Raw genomic sequence first — 18,985 nt, 5'->3', positions numbered from 1 at the left:
CGTCGGGCGGTTATCGGGAGTGTCCGGACGAATCGTATCGAACGGGTGAAAAGACCGATCCGTGCCGACGTGACGGTCCGTGTGCTCGACGAGGAGGTCGGACTGGCGACGTCGGTGCGGACGCGCCCGACGAACTCGTGACGGCGCTCCGACCGCCCGCTCCTTCGATCCACCCGACAGGCTGGAGCCGTCGGAATACGCGTGCATTCGCTGCGGACGGCGCCTCGCGATGGACCGCTCGCGGGGAACGACGAGGAAGCGATGGTGACTGCCGTGAACCGCGGGGGAGACACCGAGACGAGCGGCGCGATTGCAGGTGCGGTCGCCGGTGTACGGGTCGGGGCGTCCGACCTCCCGGATCGACGGTCCGCCGCCGTGAAGTGACCCCCGCCCGTCGACCGACCGCGACGACGCCGTGGCGGATCGCTCCCCGACCCGTCCCCGTGCGCATCGTCACCGCGGCCACGGGGGACCGCGTGCGCTACATTTACGGTTCCCTCCCCACTACCGAGTATCGAATGACGTGCCGCCCGGTCGATGCCGATATCGACGTACTGTTCGTGGAACCGACCGGGGGAGACGGTCCCGACGTCCGGAAACAGTTGGCGGGCGGCGGGACGGAGTTCGCCGTCAGCGTGGCCCACGACGCCGAGGCGGCGCGGGCCGTGCTGCGCGACGCGTGTGTCGACTGTGCGGTCTGTGTCCACGACCCGCCGAGAGTCGACGGCGTCGAGGCCCTGGCGGCGATCCGTTCGAGCTGTCCGGACCTCCCGGTGTTGCTGGCGACGGAGGCCGAGGGAGCCGCGGCCGGGCTCGACGCCGGAGCGACCGACGTGGTGCGACTGATCGACGGGGAGATCGACCGGGAGGTGGTCAGAAACCGGATCGAGACGACCGTCGCCGGGAACCGCGACCGCAGCCGGTTCGAACGGATATTCCAGGCGGCCACCGACGGCATCGCCGTTCACGATCCGGAGACGGGCGCCGTGATCGACGCCAACCGACGGCTCTACGAACTGCTGGGGCGCGACCCCGACGGCGAGTCACTGGACCTGGGGGCGCTCGCCTCGGGCGAACCGCCGGACACCGAGGAGCGGGTCCGCGAGCGGATTCGCGCGGCCGCGACCGGCGGCCAGGCGTCGTTCGAGTGGCCCGTTCGGACGGCCGACGGCGAACGGACGTGGGTGGAGGCGACCCTCGAACCCGCGACCATCGCCGGACGGGATCGCGTCCTCTCGTTCGTGCGGCCTACCGGGAGCCCTACGGAGGGGGCGCACCGACGGCGCCAGTTCGAGGCGGTGTTCGATCACCCCTCGTCGTTCACGGCGGTCCTCGACGCGGAGGGGCGGATTCGGCGCGCGAACCGGCCGGCCCTCGATCTGGTCGACGCGGCGGCCGAGGAGATCGAGGGACGTCGGCTCTGGGAGGCGCCGTGGTGGGACCCCGACGGCGACGCCCCGAGACGACTCGAAGCGGCGGTCGAGGAGGCGACGCGGGACGCCACGCCGCGGATCGAGGTCACGGTCGACGGCGACGACGGGGAGCGGGTGATCGACCTCTCGTTGCAGCCCATCACCGCCGGCGACGGGGACGATGCGCGCGTCGCGAGCGTCGTCGCCGTCGGGTACGACATCACCGAGCGGAAACGCCGTGAGCGCGCCCTGCGCGAGAGTCGGCGCGTGCTGGAGCGCCTCCACGGGATCACCGCCGCCCCGGAGCGGTCCTTCGACGATCAGATCGACGACCTGCTGGCGTTCGGCTGTGCGTATCTGGACACGGACGTCGCCTTCCTCTCCCGGATCGACGAGGAGGCAGGGCGGTTCGAGGTCGTCCGAAGCCACGGCGATCACCCGCTGCTCGAACCGGGCGCCGAGCGATCCCTCGACGAGACGTACTGTCGGCACACGCTCGACGAGGAGGGGGAGTCGCTCGTGATCCGGAACGCCGCCGACGAGGGGATGGCCACGGACCCGGCCTACGAGACGTACGGGTTCGGCTGCTATCTCGGCGGGACGATCCGTGTCGGCGGCGACCTCTACGGCACCCTCTGTTTCGCCGACGAGGAGGGGCGCGAGGAGCCGTTCTCGCCGACCGAACGGACGGTCGTCGACACGATCAGGCGGTGGTTGCGCCACGAACTCGAACGCGACGAGTACCGCCGCGAGATAGCGGAGACCCGCGACAGACTCGAGCGGATCCTCGAACGGGTCGACGACGGCTTCTTCGCCCTCGACGACGAGTGGCGGGTCACGTACGCCAACGAGGAGGGCGCGGCGATACTGCGGGAGGCGATGGGCGTGAACTACGGGATCGGCGGGTTGCTCGGTCGACACCTCTGGGACGAGATTCCCGAGGCGGTCGACACGGCGTTTTACGAGCGGTACCACGAGGCCATGGAGACCCAGGAACCGGTGTCCTTCGAGGCGTACTTCGAGCCGATGGAGTGCTGGTTCGACGTGAACGCCTACCCCGACGAGGACGGCATCTCGGTTCACTTCCAGGACGTGACCGAGCGCAAGCGCCGCGAGCGGGTCCTCGACGACCTGCTGGAGACGACACAGGAGTTCATGCAGGCGAGGGACGCGGGGGAACTCGCCGGACTCGTCGTCGAGGCGACGTCGGAGATTCTGGGCTACGACTCGAACATCGTCCGCCTCCACGACGCGGAGACCAACACCCTGCCGCCGACGGTGCTGTCGCGGACGGGCGCCAAGCGACTCCCCCAGCCCCCGAACTACGACGACGACGAGGGGATCGCCGGCCGCGTGTTCCAGTCGGGCGAACCGCTCGTCGTCGACGACCTGACCGCGGAGACCAGTCACGACTACGGCCCGTTCAGGTCCGCCATCGTGTTGCCTCTCGGCGATCACGGGACGCTTGGCATCGGATCGGAGGAGCCCGACGACTTCGACGACGAGGACGTCGCGCTCGCGGAACTGCTGGCGACGACGGCGCGGGTGTCGCTCGACCGCATCGACCGGGAGACGGAGCTTCGGCGATTCCGGCGCGTCATCGAACAGGTCGAGGAGATGGTGTTCCTGCTCGACGACGACGGCGACTTCACGTTCGTCACGGAGCCGTTCGCCGACTTCGTCGGTTACGACCGGTCGGCGCTCGAGGACCGGCGTCTCGTCGAGTTCGTCGCGCCGTCGGCCCGGCGGGAGTACGCCGCCCGTCGCGACGAACTCGACGACGCGGGTGCGGACGGGTCGGTCACCTTCGAGACGTCCGTCCTGACCGGGGACGGAGCCAAGCGGCCGGTCGAACTCGCGCTGTCGACGTTCCCACCGGACGTGCCCGAGGCGGGGATCGTCGGGACGGTCACCGACATTCGCGAACTCACGGAGACCCGCGAACGACTCGAAGCGGAGCGCGACCGGTTCCGGCACCTGTTCGAGAACCTCCCCGATCCGGTCGCCGAAGTCGAGATGCGTGGCGACGAGCCGATTCTCAGACGCGCCAACCCCGCCTTCACCTCGGTGTTCGGGTTCGAGGACGGGGGACTCCAGGGACGATCCCTCGACGACCTGATCGTCCCGAACGACGGATCGCCGACGACGGCACTCGACGCCAGCCTCATCGACGGGGAGCGCGAGAGCGCCGAGGCGCGACGCGAGACGGCCGACGGCCACCGCGACTTCCTGATCCGGTGGATTCCGTACCGTCGGGACGGCCACGAGTACGGGTTCGCCATCTACACCGACATCACGGACCAGAAGAAACGGGAGCGGTATCTGCAGGTCCTCAACCGCGTGCTGCGTCACAACCTCCGGAACGACCTGAACGTCATCATGCTCTCGGCCGAGTGGCTCGCGTCGAACGTCGACCCGGAGTTCAGGGAGCAGGCCGAAACCCTGCGGGACAACGCGAGCGACCTCGCCGGACTCAGCGAGAAGGCCAAGGAGCTCGAACGGATCATCGGACGGCGGGACACGTCGACGAGCGTCGACGCCGTCTCCCATCTCGAACAGTCGGTCGAGCCGTTCCGTGACTCCCACCCCGATGCCGACATCACGCTCGACGTGCCGTCCGAACTCCCGGTGACCGCCGACGAGGACCTCTCCCGCGTGTTCGAGGAGCTGATCGAGAACGCCCTCGCGCACAACGACGATCCGTCTCCGTCCCTCCGGATCGAGGCGACGGCCGGCGCGGACTGGCACGAGATCCGGTTCCACGACGACGGCGACGGGATCCCGGACGACGAGTGGGCGGTCGTCACGGGCGAGAAGGAGATCACGCAGCTCACACACAGCAGCGGCCTCGGCCTGTGGCTCGTCCGCTGGGTGATCGACTCCTACGGGGGGGCGGTGCGCCGACTCCGGAGCCACGAGGACGGGGACGGAGGGACGACCGTACAGCTTCGACTCAGGCCCGCCTCGGCGGGAGCCGAACGGCTCATCGCCGAGGACACACCGGCCGAGTGAGTCGGCGGCGACCCCACCGTTTAACCTGTCACGCTCCACTTATTCACACCATGCCATCAGCGCAGCCGACGGTTCTTCTCGTCGACGACGAGAAAGACGTCGTCGACGTCTACGCCCTAGCGTTCTCCGAGGACTATCGCGTACTGAAAGCGTACAGCGGCGAGGAGGCACTCGGGAAGGCGAGCGACGCGGACGTGGTGCTTCTCGACCGGCGGATGCCCGGCCTCTCCGGTCGGGAGGTCCTCGCCGAGATCAGGGATCGGGATATCGACGTCAGGGTGGCGATGGTCACCGCCGTCGACCCGGACTTCGACATCGCGGAGATGGGCTTCGACGCCTACCTGACCAAGCCGGTGGGCGACGAGGAACTCCGCGAGACGGTGGACGAACTGCTCACGCTCTCCGAGTACGACGACCAAGTTCGCGAGCGCTTCGCCATCGCGGAGAAACTGGGGGCGCTGGAGGCGGAGAAGACCCGGAGCGAACTCGCCGAGAGCGAGGAGTACCGGGAGTTGACCGAGCGGGCGTCGGAACTCGACGCGCGGGCGTCCGAGACGGTCTCCGGGATGGATAGGGACACCTTCGAGCAGGCGATTTCGGGACTCTCGGAGCCGAACGAGGACGGGACGGACGGATAAACGGTCGCCGAGCGCGCGGGTAGCTCAGGCGTACTTCGCGACGACGTTCAGGATCTCGTCGAGTTCGTCGCCGTCGAGCGAGTAGCGGCCGTGGGCGAACACCGACCGGAGTTCGTCGCGGTCCATCGGGAGCAGATCGGCGATCTTGAACGCGGCCACCTCGTCGACCTGGTCGAGTTCGAGAAGTTCCTCGACGAGGTCACGCGACTCCTCGGCGTCGAGGACGGCGAAGGTGTTGGCGTGTTCGATGGCGCGCGCGAGTTCGTAGCGCATCTCGCGGTCCACGTCGGCGGCACGCTCCGCCTCGACTTCGGCGAGGAGTTCCTTGACCTCCGAGATGGTGACGTACTCCTCGTCGATTTTTTCTTTGAAGATGGTCATCGGGCGACTACTCTTGGGCCTTGAGGTGGGCCGGGCGTGCGATGACCGTCTTGTCCTTGCCGCCGTCGTTGATCTCGATCTTGAACGCGCGGCCCTGCGTCCCGACGACGGTTCCGGTGTGACCGTTGAATCGCGGGTGGAACCGACCCTCGGAGACGCTGGGGTCGAGTTTGAGGTGGACCTTCTGACCGACGTCGTACTCCTGAATCGCGCGCTGAGGTGGGGACGTACCGCGGTCCCGCGGATCGTTCGAGAGCTTTCCGCGCGTCCCGTTCAGCGGACCGTTTGAATTCGGCATCGTCGTGGACGTGAATACTGCGGTGGCGATTATAAATGGTGCGTTGTTAGATTCGGCCGACGTTCTCGACGGCGACGCTCTCCACGTCGTCGACGCCGGAGAAGGCCTCCTCGACGGCCTCGGTACCGCCCGCGTCGTCGGGGACGATCACGGTCGGCAGCAGCGCGACCAGCCCGAACGCGACTTCGTCGCGCTCGAACCCGTTGATCTTCGCCCCCTCCGGAAGCGACGCCTCGAGTCGCTCCTGCAGGTCGTCGAGGTCGATCTCGGGGCTCTCGGGCATGACCTTCATCTTGGCGGCGACCTTCCCCATCGTTACGGCCCCCTGAACCCGCAGTCCGGGCACTCGTAGAGGTTGCTCTGCTTGCGGCATTTCGCACAGCGATAGATCCCCTGTCCGCAGTCCGGGCACTTGAACGAGGCGGCACTCATCCCGGAGATGTTGATACCACAGGAGACACACTGGCGCTCCTGTTTCCCTTCGGTCTGACTCATACAGTCACGAACCCGCTCGCGGGTTTTAATCGTTGTCTTTCGGGTTGCGAGCGCCGAGCGGTCGGATCGGGGCGGTGCGGCGTCCCCACCCCGCTCATCCGGGCGCCCTGAAGGCCTTGATCCGGAACCGCAGGACCACCGCCTCCACGGCGTCGGGGTCGCCGGTCCAGGTGATCAGCGTCTCGGTCAGCCGGTAGGCGCCGACGGGAATCGTCCGCGTGTCGAGCGTGGCCCGCCAGCCCGGCCCCGCCACCGTCCGGTCGTCGACCCGCTCGCCGCCGAGCCCCTCCAGATAGCCGACGGCCTGCGAGGGCGTGAGGCCACGGAACCCCCGCACGATCCGGAGTCGGCCGTCGGTTTCCGTCCGCTCTAACGGCGGAATCGCGTCGAGGGCGGCCCGCCGCTTTCGATCCGCCGCCGTCAGTAACTGCGTGGACATGCGTCTTCACCCGGGATAGCATTGGATTTGTAACAGTAAGAACTAGCCGGCCGGTTCCCGGGAGGTGGGAGACGCCGTCACATGACCGCGGGCGCCAGCACCGCCATCAGGTGAACCCGTCGGACGCCGAGAACCGCCGGGAGGAGGCCCACGAGCGCCGCGAGCGCGAACACCGCGAGGCCGAGGATCCCGGCGAACAGGTAGGCGACGCCGGTCAGCAGGGCGCCCGTCGCGAGCGACACGCGGGTGTAGTCGAGGCGGCCGACCGTCCGAAGGTACGCGTCGCCGACGGAGACGACGAGCGCGAAGCCGATGGCCGCCGCGAGGCCCGCGGTCGCGACCAGGGCTCCCAGGGGCTCCGTGACCCCCGCCCGCTCCATCGCGACCATCACGCCGGTTCGGGGGGTTCCGAGGGCGACGAGGGCGAACAGCGCGAAGACCGTGTTGGGTATTCGTCTGTACCTACAGTGCAAACAACTAACTACAGGGAGATAATAGACAGTAGCATGGGTGAACGTCCTACAATCGCCTTTCGAGTAGATGAGACTCAGAAACAGAAATGGGAATCAGCAGTAGACGACTCAGATGAATACGACTCACTTTCCCATCTGATTCGACTTTCTGTCTCACGGGAGTTGGGTGATGCCTACGGAACTGGTTCGGCTGAAACTACGTCGGGGAATAGAGATTCACTAGGCGATATAGAGTCGTTACTAACACGTCTCGACGGCAAGATAGACGGTTTGACTGAGATAGTGGAATCAGTTGAGTCTACTGTTATGGCTAACACAGCCGTCTCAGACGCTACTGTCACGTCCGTCTACAGTGAGCTACCTACCTCACTTCATACGGCTGTAACACCCCAAGAGATTGCTGAACAGGTGAATGTGAGTAAGCAAGAGGCTTCCATAGCCTTGGCACAGATTAGTCAATCTAACGCGGTGAATATGATCCCCGACGAAGACGAACCGCGTTATTGGAGGGAAGGATAGTATGACTGAACAGGTTTCTGTAGTCGAACAGGCTATTGATGCTCATCATAGCTACAAGGCTGCTGGGAATACGGATACTGCAAGGGAGTATCGTAGGCATATCCGTCGTTTCGTTCAGTATCTTGAGGAAGAGACTGACGTAGGGATAGAAGACTGTCACAGTGGTCACGTGGAAGACTTCTACCAACATATGCTGAATGAACAGGGATATGCTCCATCGTCTATCCGTGTTGCTCATGCTGCTATCTCCGATCTCTACAGTACGATTGAGAAATTCGGTGAGAATGGACGTAGGGGTTTCCCTCAGATGGACGTAGGTGACGATCCTACTGAACACGCTACCCCCGAGCGAATTGACGGTATGTTCAGTGATTCTAAGAAAGAGGTAGAGGGAGGTGAGAAGCCCCTTGAGATTCATGAAGTTAGACGGCTGGTAAACCACGTCCCTGCGCCGACAGTTAGAAACGAACTGATTGTTCGGTTGCTCTATCAAACTGGTATCCGTCGCAGTGAATTAGTCCGTATCAAAATATCTCACATCGACAGAGATAGCCGCAAGATAGCTATCTACGGAAAGAAGACAGATGAATCCCGAACAGTTTGGTATCATGGAACACTGGATTCTCTGCTATCCATGTGGCTCGAAGCTGATAGAAATGAAGTGTTCTACGCCGAAGAGTCTGAATACTTGTTCCCTACTCGAAGGCAAGTGAGAATGGACGAACAGACTGTTACTGACGTGGTTACTACAGCCGCAGAGAACGCTGGTTTACAGGAAACCGTCTATGAGAATAGGGGTGGTCAGAAGGTCAAGAGAGTCGGCGCACATACCTTGAGAAAGTCGTTCGGTGTCCACTTCATTAACGACGGTGGTGACATTTCACTGCTTGCCGATCTACTTGGCCATGATGATATTGAGACGACGAAAGAGAATTATCTGAAATATTCCGATACGGATTTACAGAAATCGGTTCGGAGACATGGACCGCATATCTGAGTCTATCTAACGTTATTTTCCTACAACACAAGGTTAGTGTTACCATATTTGGTTACATTTCGGTGGAAATCGCGGAGGAATGTAATCACATCCATTTCCATGCTACTAACCACGGGGGGGTATGGTAGCAGTCCTTGTTACTCATTAGCATACTTCTAAATCGACAAAGAAGTGACCTATTAGACCGCCCCCACATTCCAATTTCCTTCTGCTTCTATGCGCCCGCTGCGCCTGTTAATTAATACTTCTATGCTGTCCTTGAGGGCTTTCGTTCAAACCTTTTCTTCATTTCAGAAGTCTTCATTATAACACTAATAATATTCCGAAAACTCTGAGACAGACAAGTCTCTCCAACACAGGTAATTGTCTCAGATACTTTTCTCTCTCAGTCACGGTTCTCAACTACCTACCCGTCGAAAACAACAGTCTTAGATACCTCACGTTGCTACTAACGAGGGTCAATATTTCTGTTCGTCTTACCCCAAGGGTCAAAGCGTTCAATCACACCCTACAGGCAGTTACTCGAATAGTGACCTGTAGATAACGACACAATCATACGTGATTCTGTTTTCTTTCACAGGTCACTGAACGCGAATCTATTCTAAGGCCCTCAGTGCGTTTCTAAGAGGCTTCAGTTCAATAGGATGCCTACCACTTCCAAATCACTCAAACGGCTTACAGAGCAATCTGATACGATACGGAGCAATCTGGCACATGGGCGTGAGTGAGATATACGTCTCTGAGATACGTCTGAGGCAGATACGTATAGAGAGACTTGTCTGTCTCAGGTGGTTCGGAATATTATTAGATATTAGTAGAAGGTTTGTAGACGAAGACCCTTTGAGAAATACGTTCATAGAATAGAACCTCTTGCGTAGTAGTTTGTTATTATTTATTTCGCTTGCTTCGTACTCTTGCTGTGTAGCAGATGATTGAAAGAGGGAGGGGGGTCTAACAGGCCACTTCTTTGTCGTTCTAAGAGCATGGTAACTATTGACATAGACTGTTACTATCCCGATCAGCAAATTTTCAAAGGCTACACGCACACCCCAAATGTGCCTTAGAGAGTCTTATTTTGCTGTTAGTAGCAAATACAGTCCAATCAGAAAACTGCCGACGATAATACTGGTTGTAACAGACGTAGTGACTTCACAAAGCGTCATAGTAACTCAGTAATTTGTTAAGGAGTCGGTTTACCGAGACTAAGGTATCTGAACAGATAGATTACTATACTCGCGGTTTACCAGCATATTTGCAGAATATATCTATTCCTTGCTAATCCCCTGTGTCAACGGTCGTTGACATTAACATTACCAATTAGATGCAGATGAGAGGAAAACAAATCCGACTTTCCGAAGATGAGATTGAACGACTGGACGAACTGAAAGAGACACTTTACGGAACAAGTTCTGTCCCCCGTGGTGAAGTCGTCTCGAAGCTCATGGAACTGTTCGAGGAGGGTGAACTCTAATGTCACGTCGCTATGACAAGCATCTTAGAGTTTCATCTGAGTGTAAAGAGGTGTTGGATGAAATGAAGTCTGAAATCTATCAGAACCCTGACGACAAGACGTATGGCGAACTAATTGCGTACCTCGCAGGCCACTACCATAGTTAGAATTGTAGTTTCTAAACCAATTTCCAAATAAAAGTTTACAATAAATAAAAATGTTAGATGTCCAATCAGTTTCTATCGAGGATATTGCTGAACAGTACCCTACTGCTTACCGTGATAGGGACGTGTTAATCGTCTGCTATTACATCCAGCGGAAATCCATGCGTGAAATAGCTGAGGGCTTCGGTGTTACCACACAGACTGTTCTGAAATACATGAAGAAGCACCGTCTTCCCCGCCGTGATGGAGGTGGTCACTTTGAGTGAGCTATGGTGTAATCGACAGGGCGGTAACATCGACCACCCTATAGATGGTGATTATCTAAACGTCGGTGAGGAAGACGATGAGCCTGTTAGCATCGCAGTAGAATATCGATCTCTACCCAAAGGGTTTCACCAAGTTGTTCGAGAGAGGTGGGAACGCGAGAAAGAGTCTGAACAATCTGAACCCCATGCTACTGAAATTTCTGTAAGCGAAGAGCATAATGAGACTACTGAGTGGCGAGACGGTGATGATACATTCGAGTTTGGTGGTACGGATGACGATTCGATGAGAACAACCCTCTATGCGAAGGAGGCTGACGACGAGTCTAAATACAATCGTCTGTGGAAGTACCAATTTGGGAAGGGAGTTAGCACTGAGATAGACAGTTACGAAGACCTTCGTGGGGTGGACTGGTCTGCGATTAACGTCTATCGTACTAAACCGTCATATGCTCAAATCCTTGAAGACGCTCCAGAACTTCACTCTACTGACTGGAAGGTTCCTGTCTACAAGTTCAAACTAACTGCGACTCGGAATAATAAGGAACTCAAGCGTGGGCAAAGAGCATACGTCGATAGTCTGATAGACGTGTTAGATGTATCTCAGAACGTCAGAAAAGAGATTAGAGACACCATTCTCAGTGAACCGTCTAACTACGTAAATGTCTGGAATCGGTGGCATAGCGGTTTCTATGGCCGTCTCGTAGGCTACTGTGGTGCGTTACTGAATGTCGATACGGACGACCTGTCACGGCTCAGTAGCCTGATTGACGAGTTGCGTCAGATGAACGATTTTGACGTTAGTGAGTTAGAGGTTCGAGAATCGGATGATCCTGAGATTGATGAGCCTGATATGGAGCAACTTGAATCAGACTTAGAAGTCACTGACAGTTTTGAAATGAGTAACGATGAAATTAGTTCAGCAGTCGAATACGGTTACAAGCGATTAGAAGAGCGGAACATGACTCCTATTTATTGAGAAAATCAGTCAGTTAAGACTGATTTCCACATAGGAGACCTATGTACTGATTCTACTGAAACCCCACTTGGTTAGAAGTGGGTGTACGGACTGTGCGACGGGCATGTCCAAACCACGCCGCATTAGAATGTAATAATATTCCGACTCGGCGTATGATTATACTATAGTAGAAGATGTTCTGTGTGAATAAACGGGTCTCGGCGGGAAGTACAATCGAAATGGGGGAGGAAATTGAAGCAAGCTCGATTGACGTTAATCGGGGAAATCGGATTCTGAAAGCAGTTACCAGTGGACCTGAAGCCGAGTTCGTCTACCTTGAGGGGCGTTTCACTCACGGGGATGAAATCGACGTTTCCGAGACGGCTGAAATTGTGGAGGTAGTTTCTGGTAATGGCATGAGCAATCCTGTAGTGCGTTATCTCGTCCCGACGAACGTCTACGAGGGGGATAGCTGATGAATCTCTCTGCCAAATCCATCGCTAAAGTCCGTAATCGTAACGGTGAGCCTGCTGAAGACCGACCTGAGTACGTGGAAGACGCCTTGTCCGAACCTAAGCGTCTCGGGTACAACAACGGTCTTCCCATAGTCGAACACCCATCTGAGCCGAATGACGTTAGTCTGAACGACGATGTTAGGCATCTATACTCTCACTATATTAGGAATGAAGACGTGTTGCTTCCCGATGCCAGTGACTTCCTAACAGAACTGTTCGATAGTGACCTAATCAACTCGATTGAAGACGCCTCGAATGAGTTGAATACAGACGAGAGTCTGATTCGCAAGGCCGTCGATTTGCATGGGGTTACAATCGAAGATACTTCGAGCGAACAGGAAACTACACAGTCGGAGTCGCTTGTCCTCCCGTCGGGCGAGTCTATCCCTTACAGTTTCCTATCCGACCCCCCGTGGAAAGACAGTCGTGTTCTCTGTCAACTCCTTGCGACGGACGGTCTTTCTATTGACGAAACAGCTACGTATCTTTCCGACCAGCTTGAGGAAGACGTTAGTTCGTCTGAGATTCGTAAGGCGTCTGTCGAATGTGGCTTACTCGAAGGGTCTGTTAACGACGACTCTGGTAGTAATAGTAACCTCTATACCTCACCGATGGACCGTAAAGGCCCTCACAATACCCACGTCGCTGGTTCTGGAAAGACGGCTTCCACGCCTTGGGATAACGGCGGTGGTGGTTCAGAGAATAATCCTTATAACTAACACCGTTATGTCTAAACTGAAACAACGCTCGGTGAAAGAGAAATTAGATGACGGTAGTTACGTGTTCGACCGTCAATCTCTCTGTGACAAAGAGGTGATTCAGTATATGGCTGGCTTAGTCGAAGAGGGGCTTGGTGTCGGCGTGACGCCCTTGAACGTTCAACAGGCTATTCAGCAGTATGAGACTCAGGGAGCTATCTGCCTCTATGAAGTTGCTACCAGTATGGACCATTTCGTATCAGAATACTCCTGTCCTAAAGATCGTTATTCAACTCGAATGGAGAACGAGATTCACCGATATGAATACGAACATTCGTAGGCCGTTCAGTGACCTACTACAGACGACACGAACCCGTTGTTCGTGTTGCTATTGTTAGGTCACTGAACGCGTTTCTATTCTAAGCCCCTCAGTGCGTTTCTAAGCGGCTTGAGTTAGATACGACCCTACCTACTTTCAATCAACTCAAACGGCTTAGAAACCAATCTGATACGTCTCAGAGCAATCTGGTACATAGACGAGACTGATTTCCCATCTCATTTTCTATAATAAATAAATCTCGAATCACCGATTAGACTCTTTCTCAGGCTCAGTATTTTGACGGTGAGGTATGAGTCTGTCATGCAGGTTCGTCTCTCTCGCACTCTGTTCCTCCACCCCCAAATATCTGACATGTTTCCCTATGAGGCTAATTTTGAGGGTGACAGGCCTTCTACCTACAGAATAGGATACTCGAACAGTAGACTAAATATGTAAGATAATTGATTAGTCTTTGTTCCCAAATAAGAACGGTTATCTTCGAGTCTGGTACTGATAACCCAGTTGTACCACAGACGAATACCGCGTAATCAGATACTTACAGAACTATCCGTCTGGAATAAACGTCAGTGACGTACCTATTCGAGCCGATCAGTCATTTTCCAAGCAACCAGTGACCTGAGGAAGTAGAGTGACCTACGATCTACCCAAGTCACTACCCCCGTCTCAGGTCACTATTCGGTGGTATCATCATAACCAGTAGAAATAATCATAACCAGTAGATATTAGATTATTCCTCGCGCATACGCCTGCGTCTAATAGATATTTTGGCGAATTTCACCGTCGTCTGTCGATTAGACTGTTAACGTTGTACCTACAGTGAAATACCGAAGACCGTGTTGGCCGTGTTGGCGCCGCTGGAGGCGACGAGGAAGCCGCGCGCGCCCGACTTTCCGGGCACCGCAGGGAGGACGAGCACCGTCCCGACGGCAGCGGAGACGCCGGGCAGGTAGCCCACGAGCGCCCCCGCGCCGGCGCCGGCGCCCGCCGTGCCGAGGACCGTCCGCCGGTCGAGCGTCACCGTCGGGTCCGACTGCGGCGGGACGCCCTCGCCGTCCAGCGCCTCGATCAACACCGGCGCCCCGAACAGGCCGGCAAAGAGGGGTGCGAGGACGCCGCCGACGGCCACGGGGCCGGTCGGATCGACGTCGAGGACGAACCACCCGAGGCCCGCGGCGACGGCGAGCGTCGCCAGGGCGGCGACCCGGCGCCGCCAGGTCGGTTCGGTGGCGACGAGGACGACGCCCACGACGGTCAGGAGGACCGGGAGGTGTCGGCGGAGCGTCGGGTAGGCGAGTTCGACGGCGCGGGTCAACGGGACGGCCACGGGGAGGGCGACGACGACGGCGAGACCGCTCCCGAGCGCCGAGAGCCGGAGCGCCTCCCGCCCGCGCCCGTCGAGGACGAGTCGGTGACCCGGCAGCGTCACCGCCGCCGTCGCGGGATCCGGGACGCCGAGGGCGAGCGCCGGCACCACGTCGAGGAAGGTGTGGACGACGCCGGCCGCGAGCATGGCGGCCCCGAGCGCGAGCGGCGGGCCCGGCAGGACGGGGACGACGGAGGCGAGCAGCAGCGCGAAGTTGTTGGCGTGCAGGCCGGGCGTCAGTCCGCTGCACGTCCCGAGGGCGACGCCGACCAGGGCGTACGCGAGCGTCGTGGCGCCGACGGGCGTTGCCATCCCGCGGGGGTGGCCGCGGCACCGGGTTTCAACCCTCGGCCGACGGCCGCGCGGCTACGCGGTCGGCGTCGCAAAAAACGGGGATCGAACGGGGTGGCCGACGTCAGCCGAAGAGTTCGCCGAGGCCCTCGCCGCTGGCCTCTTCGTCCTCGTCTTCCTCGGCGGCGTCCTCTTCCTCGGACTCGTCGGCGGCCTCGTCGGCGGCCTCGTCGCCCTCGTCGTCGTCCTCGTCGCCACCGGCGGCAGCGCCGGCGGCGCCCCCACCAGCGGCGGGCGCGGCGGCGGCCGTCTCGATGGCGTCCTCGATGTCGACGTCCTCGAGGGCGGCGACCAGCGCCTTGACGCGGGACTGCTCCACGTCGACGCCGGCGGCTTCGAGGACCGCGGTCACGTTGTCTTCGTTGATCTCTTCGCCGGTCTCGTTCAGGATGAGTGCTGCGTAAACGTATTCCATTGTTCTGAGTTATCCGAACATCGCGCCGAGGCCCTCGCCCGCGTCGCCGTCGTCGTCGTCCTCGTCGTCGGCGTCCGCGTCCGCGTCGGGGTCGGCGGCTTCGTCTTCTTGATCGTCGCTCGATTCCTCGTCCTCGTCGTCGGCACCCGTCGGTTCGGCCGGCGCTTCCACGCCGCGCAGTTCCTCCGGGAGCGCCTCGTCGTCGTCGATCCGTGCCGCGAGTGCGCGCACCTGGCCGTCCGCCTTGGCCACGAGGTCCGGCATCACGTCGGGGTCCTCGATGGCGGCGTAGAGGCCGACCGACTTGGCCTGGCCGGCCGCCGTGGCCAGCAGCGTGCCCGCCGTCCGGGCCGTCGGGTAGCTCGCGTTGACCGAGAGGTTGCGCGCGGCGGCCGCGGCCGACTCCACGTCGGCGCGGTACTCGTCGACGTCGATGGCGAGTTCGTCGGGTTCGAACAGGACGCCCTCCGAGTAGACCGCACGGAGGTCGAGCCCGACTTCCTTGGGCTCGATGCCCAGTTCGCTCAGGACGTTCGCGAGTTCGTCGCTGACCTCCTCGCCGGCCTCGAGGACCGTCGAGTCGGCGGTCACCTTGATCGAGCCGTCCATGATGCGGGCCTCCGCGCCCACCTGCTGGAGTTCGCCGACGAAGGGACCGGGATCGATCCCCGTGTCGCCCTCCGGGATCACGATGTCGTTGGGGGCGACCTCGCCCGCGTTGATCGGGGCGGGCGTCTTCGACGCTTCCAGTTGCTGGAACAGCCCGAACGGGTTGTCGTTGGTGCCGATGAGGGCGACCTGCCCCGAGACGTACTCGGAGAGGCCCTCGTAGCCCTGATCGACCTCGTCGAGCGCCCGCCGGAGGAGCGTGTTGCGGCTCATCCGGACGTCGGCGCTCCCGTGCAGGTCGCGGCGCATGTTCTGGAGCTGTCGGCTCGGAATGCCGGCGACGCCGACGACGCCCACGCTCGCGTAGGAGTCGATGAACTCGACGAGTTCGTCGACCTCCTCGCGTTTCCACTGCGGGATCGTCTCGGTTCGCCTGACGGCCTCGCTCTCGCTCATGCCTCTACCTCCACGGACGGACCCATGGTCGTCTTGACGTAGATGGAGTCGATGTTGAGCGGCCCCTTCTCCAGTGCCGCCTCGAGGCGGCGGACGATGACGTCGATGTTGTCCGCGATGTCCTCGGCGGACATGTCCTCCGCGCCGACGCGCGTGTGGAACGTGCGGCGGTCGCGGCTCCGGAGTTGAACCGTGTTCTTCATCCGGTTGACCGTCTCGACGACGTCGTCGTCGGGCTGGAGCGGCGTCGGCATCTTGCCGCGCGGCCCGAGGACGGTCCCGAGATAGCGACCGATATCCTGCATCATCGGCGCTTCCGCGACGAAGAAGTCGGTCTCGTCGGCGAGGTCCTTCGCGGCGTCGTCGTCGTCCCCGAGCTCTTCGAGTTCGTCGGGGCCGAGGACGTCGTCCGCCACCTCTTCGGCGCGGAGTGCGGTCTCACCGGTTGCGAAGACGACGATCTGGGTCTCCTGGCCGGTGCCGGCCGGCAGGACGACGCTCTCGTCGACGCGATTCGACGGGTCGTTGAGATCCAAGTCGCGCAGATTCACGGCGAGGTCGACCGTCTCGCGGAAGTTCCGCGGCGGCGCCTCGTCGAGTGCGCGAGAGACTGCTTGCTCTATTGTATCTGCCATCTTTCACCTCCGTAGTACGCTTGCGCTCCTACGGGTCAGTGAAACAGGCGGTGGCCTGTCTCATCGGAAGGTGGAGGAAGTCGGACTTAAACCCGTCGAAGCGTCGACAGGGCGGGTCCGAGGCGCCTACGCCGGCGACCGGGCCTCACAGACGTGGATTCGGTCGGCCGGGAACGTGAGCCCGCACTCCTCGCCGACGGCGACGGATCGGTCGGTGAAGACCTCGACCGTCCCGTCGTCGACCGAGACGGTGACGCGGCTGGTCGCGTCCTCCCGCACGACCCGGTCGACGGTCCCGCGCACGTCGCCGTCGTCGTCGATCCGCACCGCCTCGGGTCGGATCGCGACGACGCCGTTCGCGGCCACGTCGACGGCCGCCCGGATCGACGGGACGTCGTCGAGGTCGACGACGTTCGCTCCGGTGAACCGGGCGACCATCGGGGACGACGGCCGTTCGAACACCTCCTCGGGGGTCCCGACCTGGACGATCCCCCCGTCGTTCATCACGGCGATGCGATCCGCGAGCGCACGGGCGGTCGTCCGGTTGTGGGTGACGTAAACCGCCGTCACGTCCGCGAGCACGTCGGCGAGGTCGTCGCGGAGCGACTGCCGCGTGGGAACGTCGAGCGCCGCCAGCGGTTCGTCGAGCAGCATCACCTCGGGGCGGACCGCCAGCGCACGGGCCAGCGCGACCCGCTGTTTCTCGCCCCCGGAGAGCGTCGGCGGGTAGCGCTCGGTCAGCGACGCCACGCCGAGTTCCGCGAGCAGGGGGTCGGGGTCGCGCGTGTCGTCGTGATAGCGGCTCCCGAAGTCGACGTTCTCGCGGACGGTCATGTGGGGAAAGAGCGCGTAGTCCTGGAAGACGAAGCCGAAGTCCCGCTCCTCCGGCGGCGTCCCGCTCACCTGCTCGCCGTCGAGCGTGACGGGACCGTCGTGGGGGTGAAAGCCCGCGACGGTCTCCAGCAGCAGGGTCTTGCCGCTCCCGCTCGGCCCGAGGATCACGAGGCTCTCGCCGCGTTCGACCTCGAAGGCGGCGTCGACGTGGAACGACTCCGCGCCGTCGGCGGAGAACGTCGCCGACACGTCGGCCTGGAGCCCCATCAGACGACACCTCCGGTGGCCGAACTGTCGCTGGTGAGATACCGGATGACCAAGAAGATGACCGCCGACACGCCGAGCAGGATGAACGCGACGGCGCCGCTCTGTTCGAGCCCCCCGGTCAGGTAGGTGTTGTAGACGAAGACGGGCGCGTGCTGGGCGGTCACCTTCTCGCCTGCGGGTGGGTAGAAGAAGGAGACGGAGTAGGCGACGACGGCGACGGCGCCGAACTCCGAGACGGCCCGCGCCCACGCGAGGACGCCCCCGGTGACCATCCCGCGCACCGCGAGCGGGGCCGTCACCCGGCGGAACGTGTCCCAGCGGCTCGCGCCGTGAATGCGCGAGGCGTACTCCAGGCGGTCGTCGATGGACTCGAACGCCTCCCGCGTGGCGTTGACGGCGTAGGGCGCGCTCACGAACGTCATCGCCAGCACGATACCGATCATGCTTCCGAGGACCGAGACGTTGGGGAAGGCACCGCCCGACCCGAAGCCGAAGAGGATGAGGATGCCCGCGACGCTGTGGGGGACGACCAGCGGCAGGTCGACCAGGCTCTCGACCAGCTGTTGTCCGGTGAACCCCTCCGCGAACAGGTGTGCGAGCGGGACGCCGAACAGCAGGCTGACGATGGCGGCCAGCAGCGGCCCGTAGATGCCGAGATACAGCATCCGGTGGACGTCGGGATCGAGCGCCCGCTCCACGATCAGCGACGGCTGCTGGCGGGCGACGAACAGGAACAGCGGTAGGCCCAGGGCGATCATCAGGATGCTCCCCATCGTGGCCGCGGCCACGACGAACGAGTCGCCGTGGAGGAGATACGCCGTGACCGCAGTGCTCGCGATCATGAAGAACGCGTACCACGTCGGCCGGCCGGTCGTGTACGCACCCGTGAACGCGAGCGCCTGGACGGCGACGAACGCCACGGCCAGTGATCCCCACCCGACCCCGTCGAGGGAGAGTCGCGTCTCAGTACTCGTTGCCATTGGAATCGGGATTCCCGTTCAGA

The 18,985-nt window shown here is 60.9% G+C and carries 20 protein-coding genes and 1 pseudogene; 9 read left to right on the top strand and 12 right to left on the bottom strand.

The genetic code is table 11. From position 1 onward, the window contains the following. Nucleotides 1-201 precede the first annotated feature (201 nt). From NBT67_RS03450 to NBT67_RS03440, 3 genes are all read left to right on the top strand, one after another. Entirely contained in the window at nt 202-384 is a 183-nt protein-coding gene (locus NBT67_RS03450) for an ADP-ribosylglycohydrolase family protein (protein WP_251343416.1), read from the top strand. A 134-nt stretch (nt 385-518) separates the two neighbouring features. Next, nucleotides 519-4,424, top strand: coding sequence for a PAS domain S-box protein (locus tag NBT67_RS03445; RefSeq protein WP_251343415.1), 3,906 nt, complete (start codon nt 519-521; stop codon nt 4,422-4,424). A 50-nt stretch (nt 4,425-4,474) separates the two neighbouring features. Then, nucleotides 4,475-5,062, top strand: coding sequence for a HalX domain-containing protein (locus NBT67_RS03440; protein WP_251343414.1), 588 nt, complete (start codon nt 4,475-4,477; stop codon nt 5,060-5,062). A 24-nt stretch (nt 5,063-5,086) separates the two neighbouring features. On the opposite strand, the gene NBT67_RS03435 is transcribed toward NBT67_RS03440, so the two are convergent. The 6 genes from NBT67_RS03435 to NBT67_RS03410 form a co-directional block, all read right to left on the bottom strand. Then, nucleotides 5,087-5,443, bottom strand: a complete 357-nt coding sequence (locus NBT67_RS03435; protein ID WP_251343413.1) for an RNA polymerase Rpb4 family protein — start codon at nt 5,441-5,443, stop codon at nt 5,087-5,089. A gap of 7 nt (nt 5,444-5,450) precedes the next feature. Continuing rightward, entirely contained in the window at nt 5,451-5,741 is a 291-nt protein-coding gene (locus NBT67_RS03430; protein WP_251343412.1) for a 50S ribosomal protein L21e, read from the bottom strand. Between the two features lie 46 nt (nt 5,742-5,787). Beyond that, nucleotides 5,788-6,054, bottom strand: a complete 267-nt coding sequence (locus tag NBT67_RS03425; RefSeq protein ID WP_251343411.1) for an elongation factor 1-beta — start codon at nt 6,052-6,054, stop codon at nt 5,788-5,790. Between the two features lie 2 nt (nt 6,055-6,056). Further along, entirely contained in the window at nt 6,057-6,236 is a 180-nt protein-coding gene (locus tag NBT67_RS03420) for an HVO_2753 family zinc finger protein (RefSeq protein ID WP_251343410.1), read from the bottom strand. Nucleotides 6,237-6,330: 94 nt separating this feature from the next. Continuing rightward, nucleotides 6,331-6,675, bottom strand: coding sequence for a MoaD-like domain-containing protein (locus NBT67_RS03415; protein WP_251343409.1), 345 nt, complete (start codon nt 6,673-6,675; stop codon nt 6,331-6,333). A 77-nt stretch (nt 6,676-6,752) separates the two neighbouring features. Then, nucleotides 6,753-7,148, bottom strand: a complete 396-nt coding sequence (locus NBT67_RS03410) for a tripartite tricarboxylate transporter permease (RefSeq protein WP_251343408.1) — start codon at nt 7,146-7,148, stop codon at nt 6,753-6,755. A gap of 33 nt (nt 7,149-7,181) precedes the next feature. Here NBT67_RS03410 and NBT67_RS03405 point away from each other — a divergent pair, with 33 nt between their 5' ends. The 6 genes from NBT67_RS03405 to NBT67_RS03380 all read left to right on the top strand — a co-directional run bounded on the left by NBT67_RS03405 (nt 7,182) and on the right by NBT67_RS03380 (nt 13,052). Next, a complete protein-coding gene (locus NBT67_RS03405) occupies nt 7,182-7,667 on the top strand; it encodes a hypothetical protein (RefSeq protein ID WP_251343407.1) in 486 nt (161 codons plus the stop codon). 1 nt (nt 7,668) lies between these two features. Further along, nucleotides 7,669-8,664, top strand: a complete 996-nt coding sequence (locus NBT67_RS03400; RefSeq protein WP_251343406.1) for a tyrosine-type recombinase/integrase — start codon at nt 7,669-7,671, stop codon at nt 8,662-8,664. Nucleotides 8,665-10,521: 1,857 nt separating this feature from the next. Beyond that, nucleotides 10,522-11,520 carry a hypothetical protein gene (locus NBT67_RS03395; RefSeq protein ID WP_251343405.1) on the top strand — a complete coding sequence of 333 codons (999 nt, stop codon included), beginning with the start codon at nt 10,522-10,524 and terminating at the stop codon, nt 11,518-11,520. Between the two features lie 218 nt (nt 11,521-11,738). After that, nucleotides 11,739-11,975: a hypothetical protein gene (locus tag NBT67_RS03390; RefSeq protein WP_251343404.1), complete on the top strand. Its 237-nt coding sequence runs from the start codon at nt 11,739-11,741 to the stop codon at nt 11,973-11,975. Beyond that, on the top strand, nt 11,975-12,733 hold the full coding sequence (locus tag NBT67_RS03385) for a hypothetical protein (protein WP_251343403.1): 759 nt from the start codon (nt 11,975-11,977) through the stop codon (nt 12,731-12,733). The genes NBT67_RS03390 and NBT67_RS03385 overlap by 1 nt, the downstream gene beginning before the upstream one ends. 31 nt (nt 12,734-12,764) lie before the next feature. Then, nucleotides 12,765-13,052: a hypothetical protein gene (locus NBT67_RS03380; protein ID WP_251343402.1), complete on the top strand. Its 288-nt coding sequence runs from the start codon at nt 12,765-12,767 to the stop codon at nt 13,050-13,052. Between the two features lie 820 nt (nt 13,053-13,872). Here the strand turns inward: NBT67_RS03380 and NBT67_RS03375 are convergent. The 6 genes and pseudogenes from NBT67_RS03375 to NBT67_RS03350 form a co-directional block, all read right to left on the bottom strand. Next, nucleotides 13,873-14,727, bottom strand: a pseudogene (locus NBT67_RS03375) (tripartite tricarboxylate transporter permease); the annotation flags it as partial. Nucleotides 14,728-14,830: 103 nt separating this feature from the next. Beyond that, complete coding sequence (gene rpl12p, locus NBT67_RS03370) at nt 14,831-15,181, bottom strand: 50S ribosomal protein P1 (protein WP_251343401.1); 351 nt, start codon at nt 15,179-15,181, stop codon at nt 14,831-14,833. Nucleotides 15,182-15,190: 9 nt separating this feature from the next. Further along, nucleotides 15,191-16,246 (bottom strand): 50S ribosomal protein L10, encoded by a 1,056-nt coding sequence (locus tag NBT67_RS03365; protein ID WP_251343400.1) that lies wholly within the window; start codon nt 16,244-16,246, stop codon nt 15,191-15,193. After that, entirely contained in the window at nt 16,243-16,881 is a 639-nt protein-coding gene (locus tag NBT67_RS03360; RefSeq protein ID WP_251343399.1) for a 50S ribosomal protein L1, read from the bottom strand. Before NBT67_RS03360 ends, NBT67_RS03365 begins: the two co-directional genes overlap by 4 nt. Nucleotides 16,882-17,007: 126 nt before the next feature. Beyond that, nucleotides 17,008-17,982 (bottom strand): ABC transporter ATP-binding protein, encoded by a 975-nt coding sequence (locus NBT67_RS03355; RefSeq protein WP_251343398.1) that lies wholly within the window; start codon nt 17,980-17,982, stop codon nt 17,008-17,010. Continuing rightward, nucleotides 17,982-18,962 (bottom strand): ABC transporter permease, encoded by a 981-nt coding sequence (locus tag NBT67_RS03350; RefSeq protein ID WP_251343397.1) that lies wholly within the window; start codon nt 18,960-18,962, stop codon nt 17,982-17,984. Before NBT67_RS03350 ends, NBT67_RS03355 begins: the two co-directional genes overlap by 1 nt. Nucleotides 18,963-18,985: the final 23 nt, after the last annotated feature.

Origin of the sequence: Haloplanus sp. GDY1 (assembly GCF_023703775.1) — an archaeon.
Taxonomy (GTDB): Archaea; Halobacteriota; Halobacteria; order Halobacteriales; family Haloferacaceae; genus Haloplanus; species Haloplanus halophilus.
Note: the sequence above shows the minus strand (reverse complement) of the source record. Positions and strands in the feature narration are given on the sequence as shown.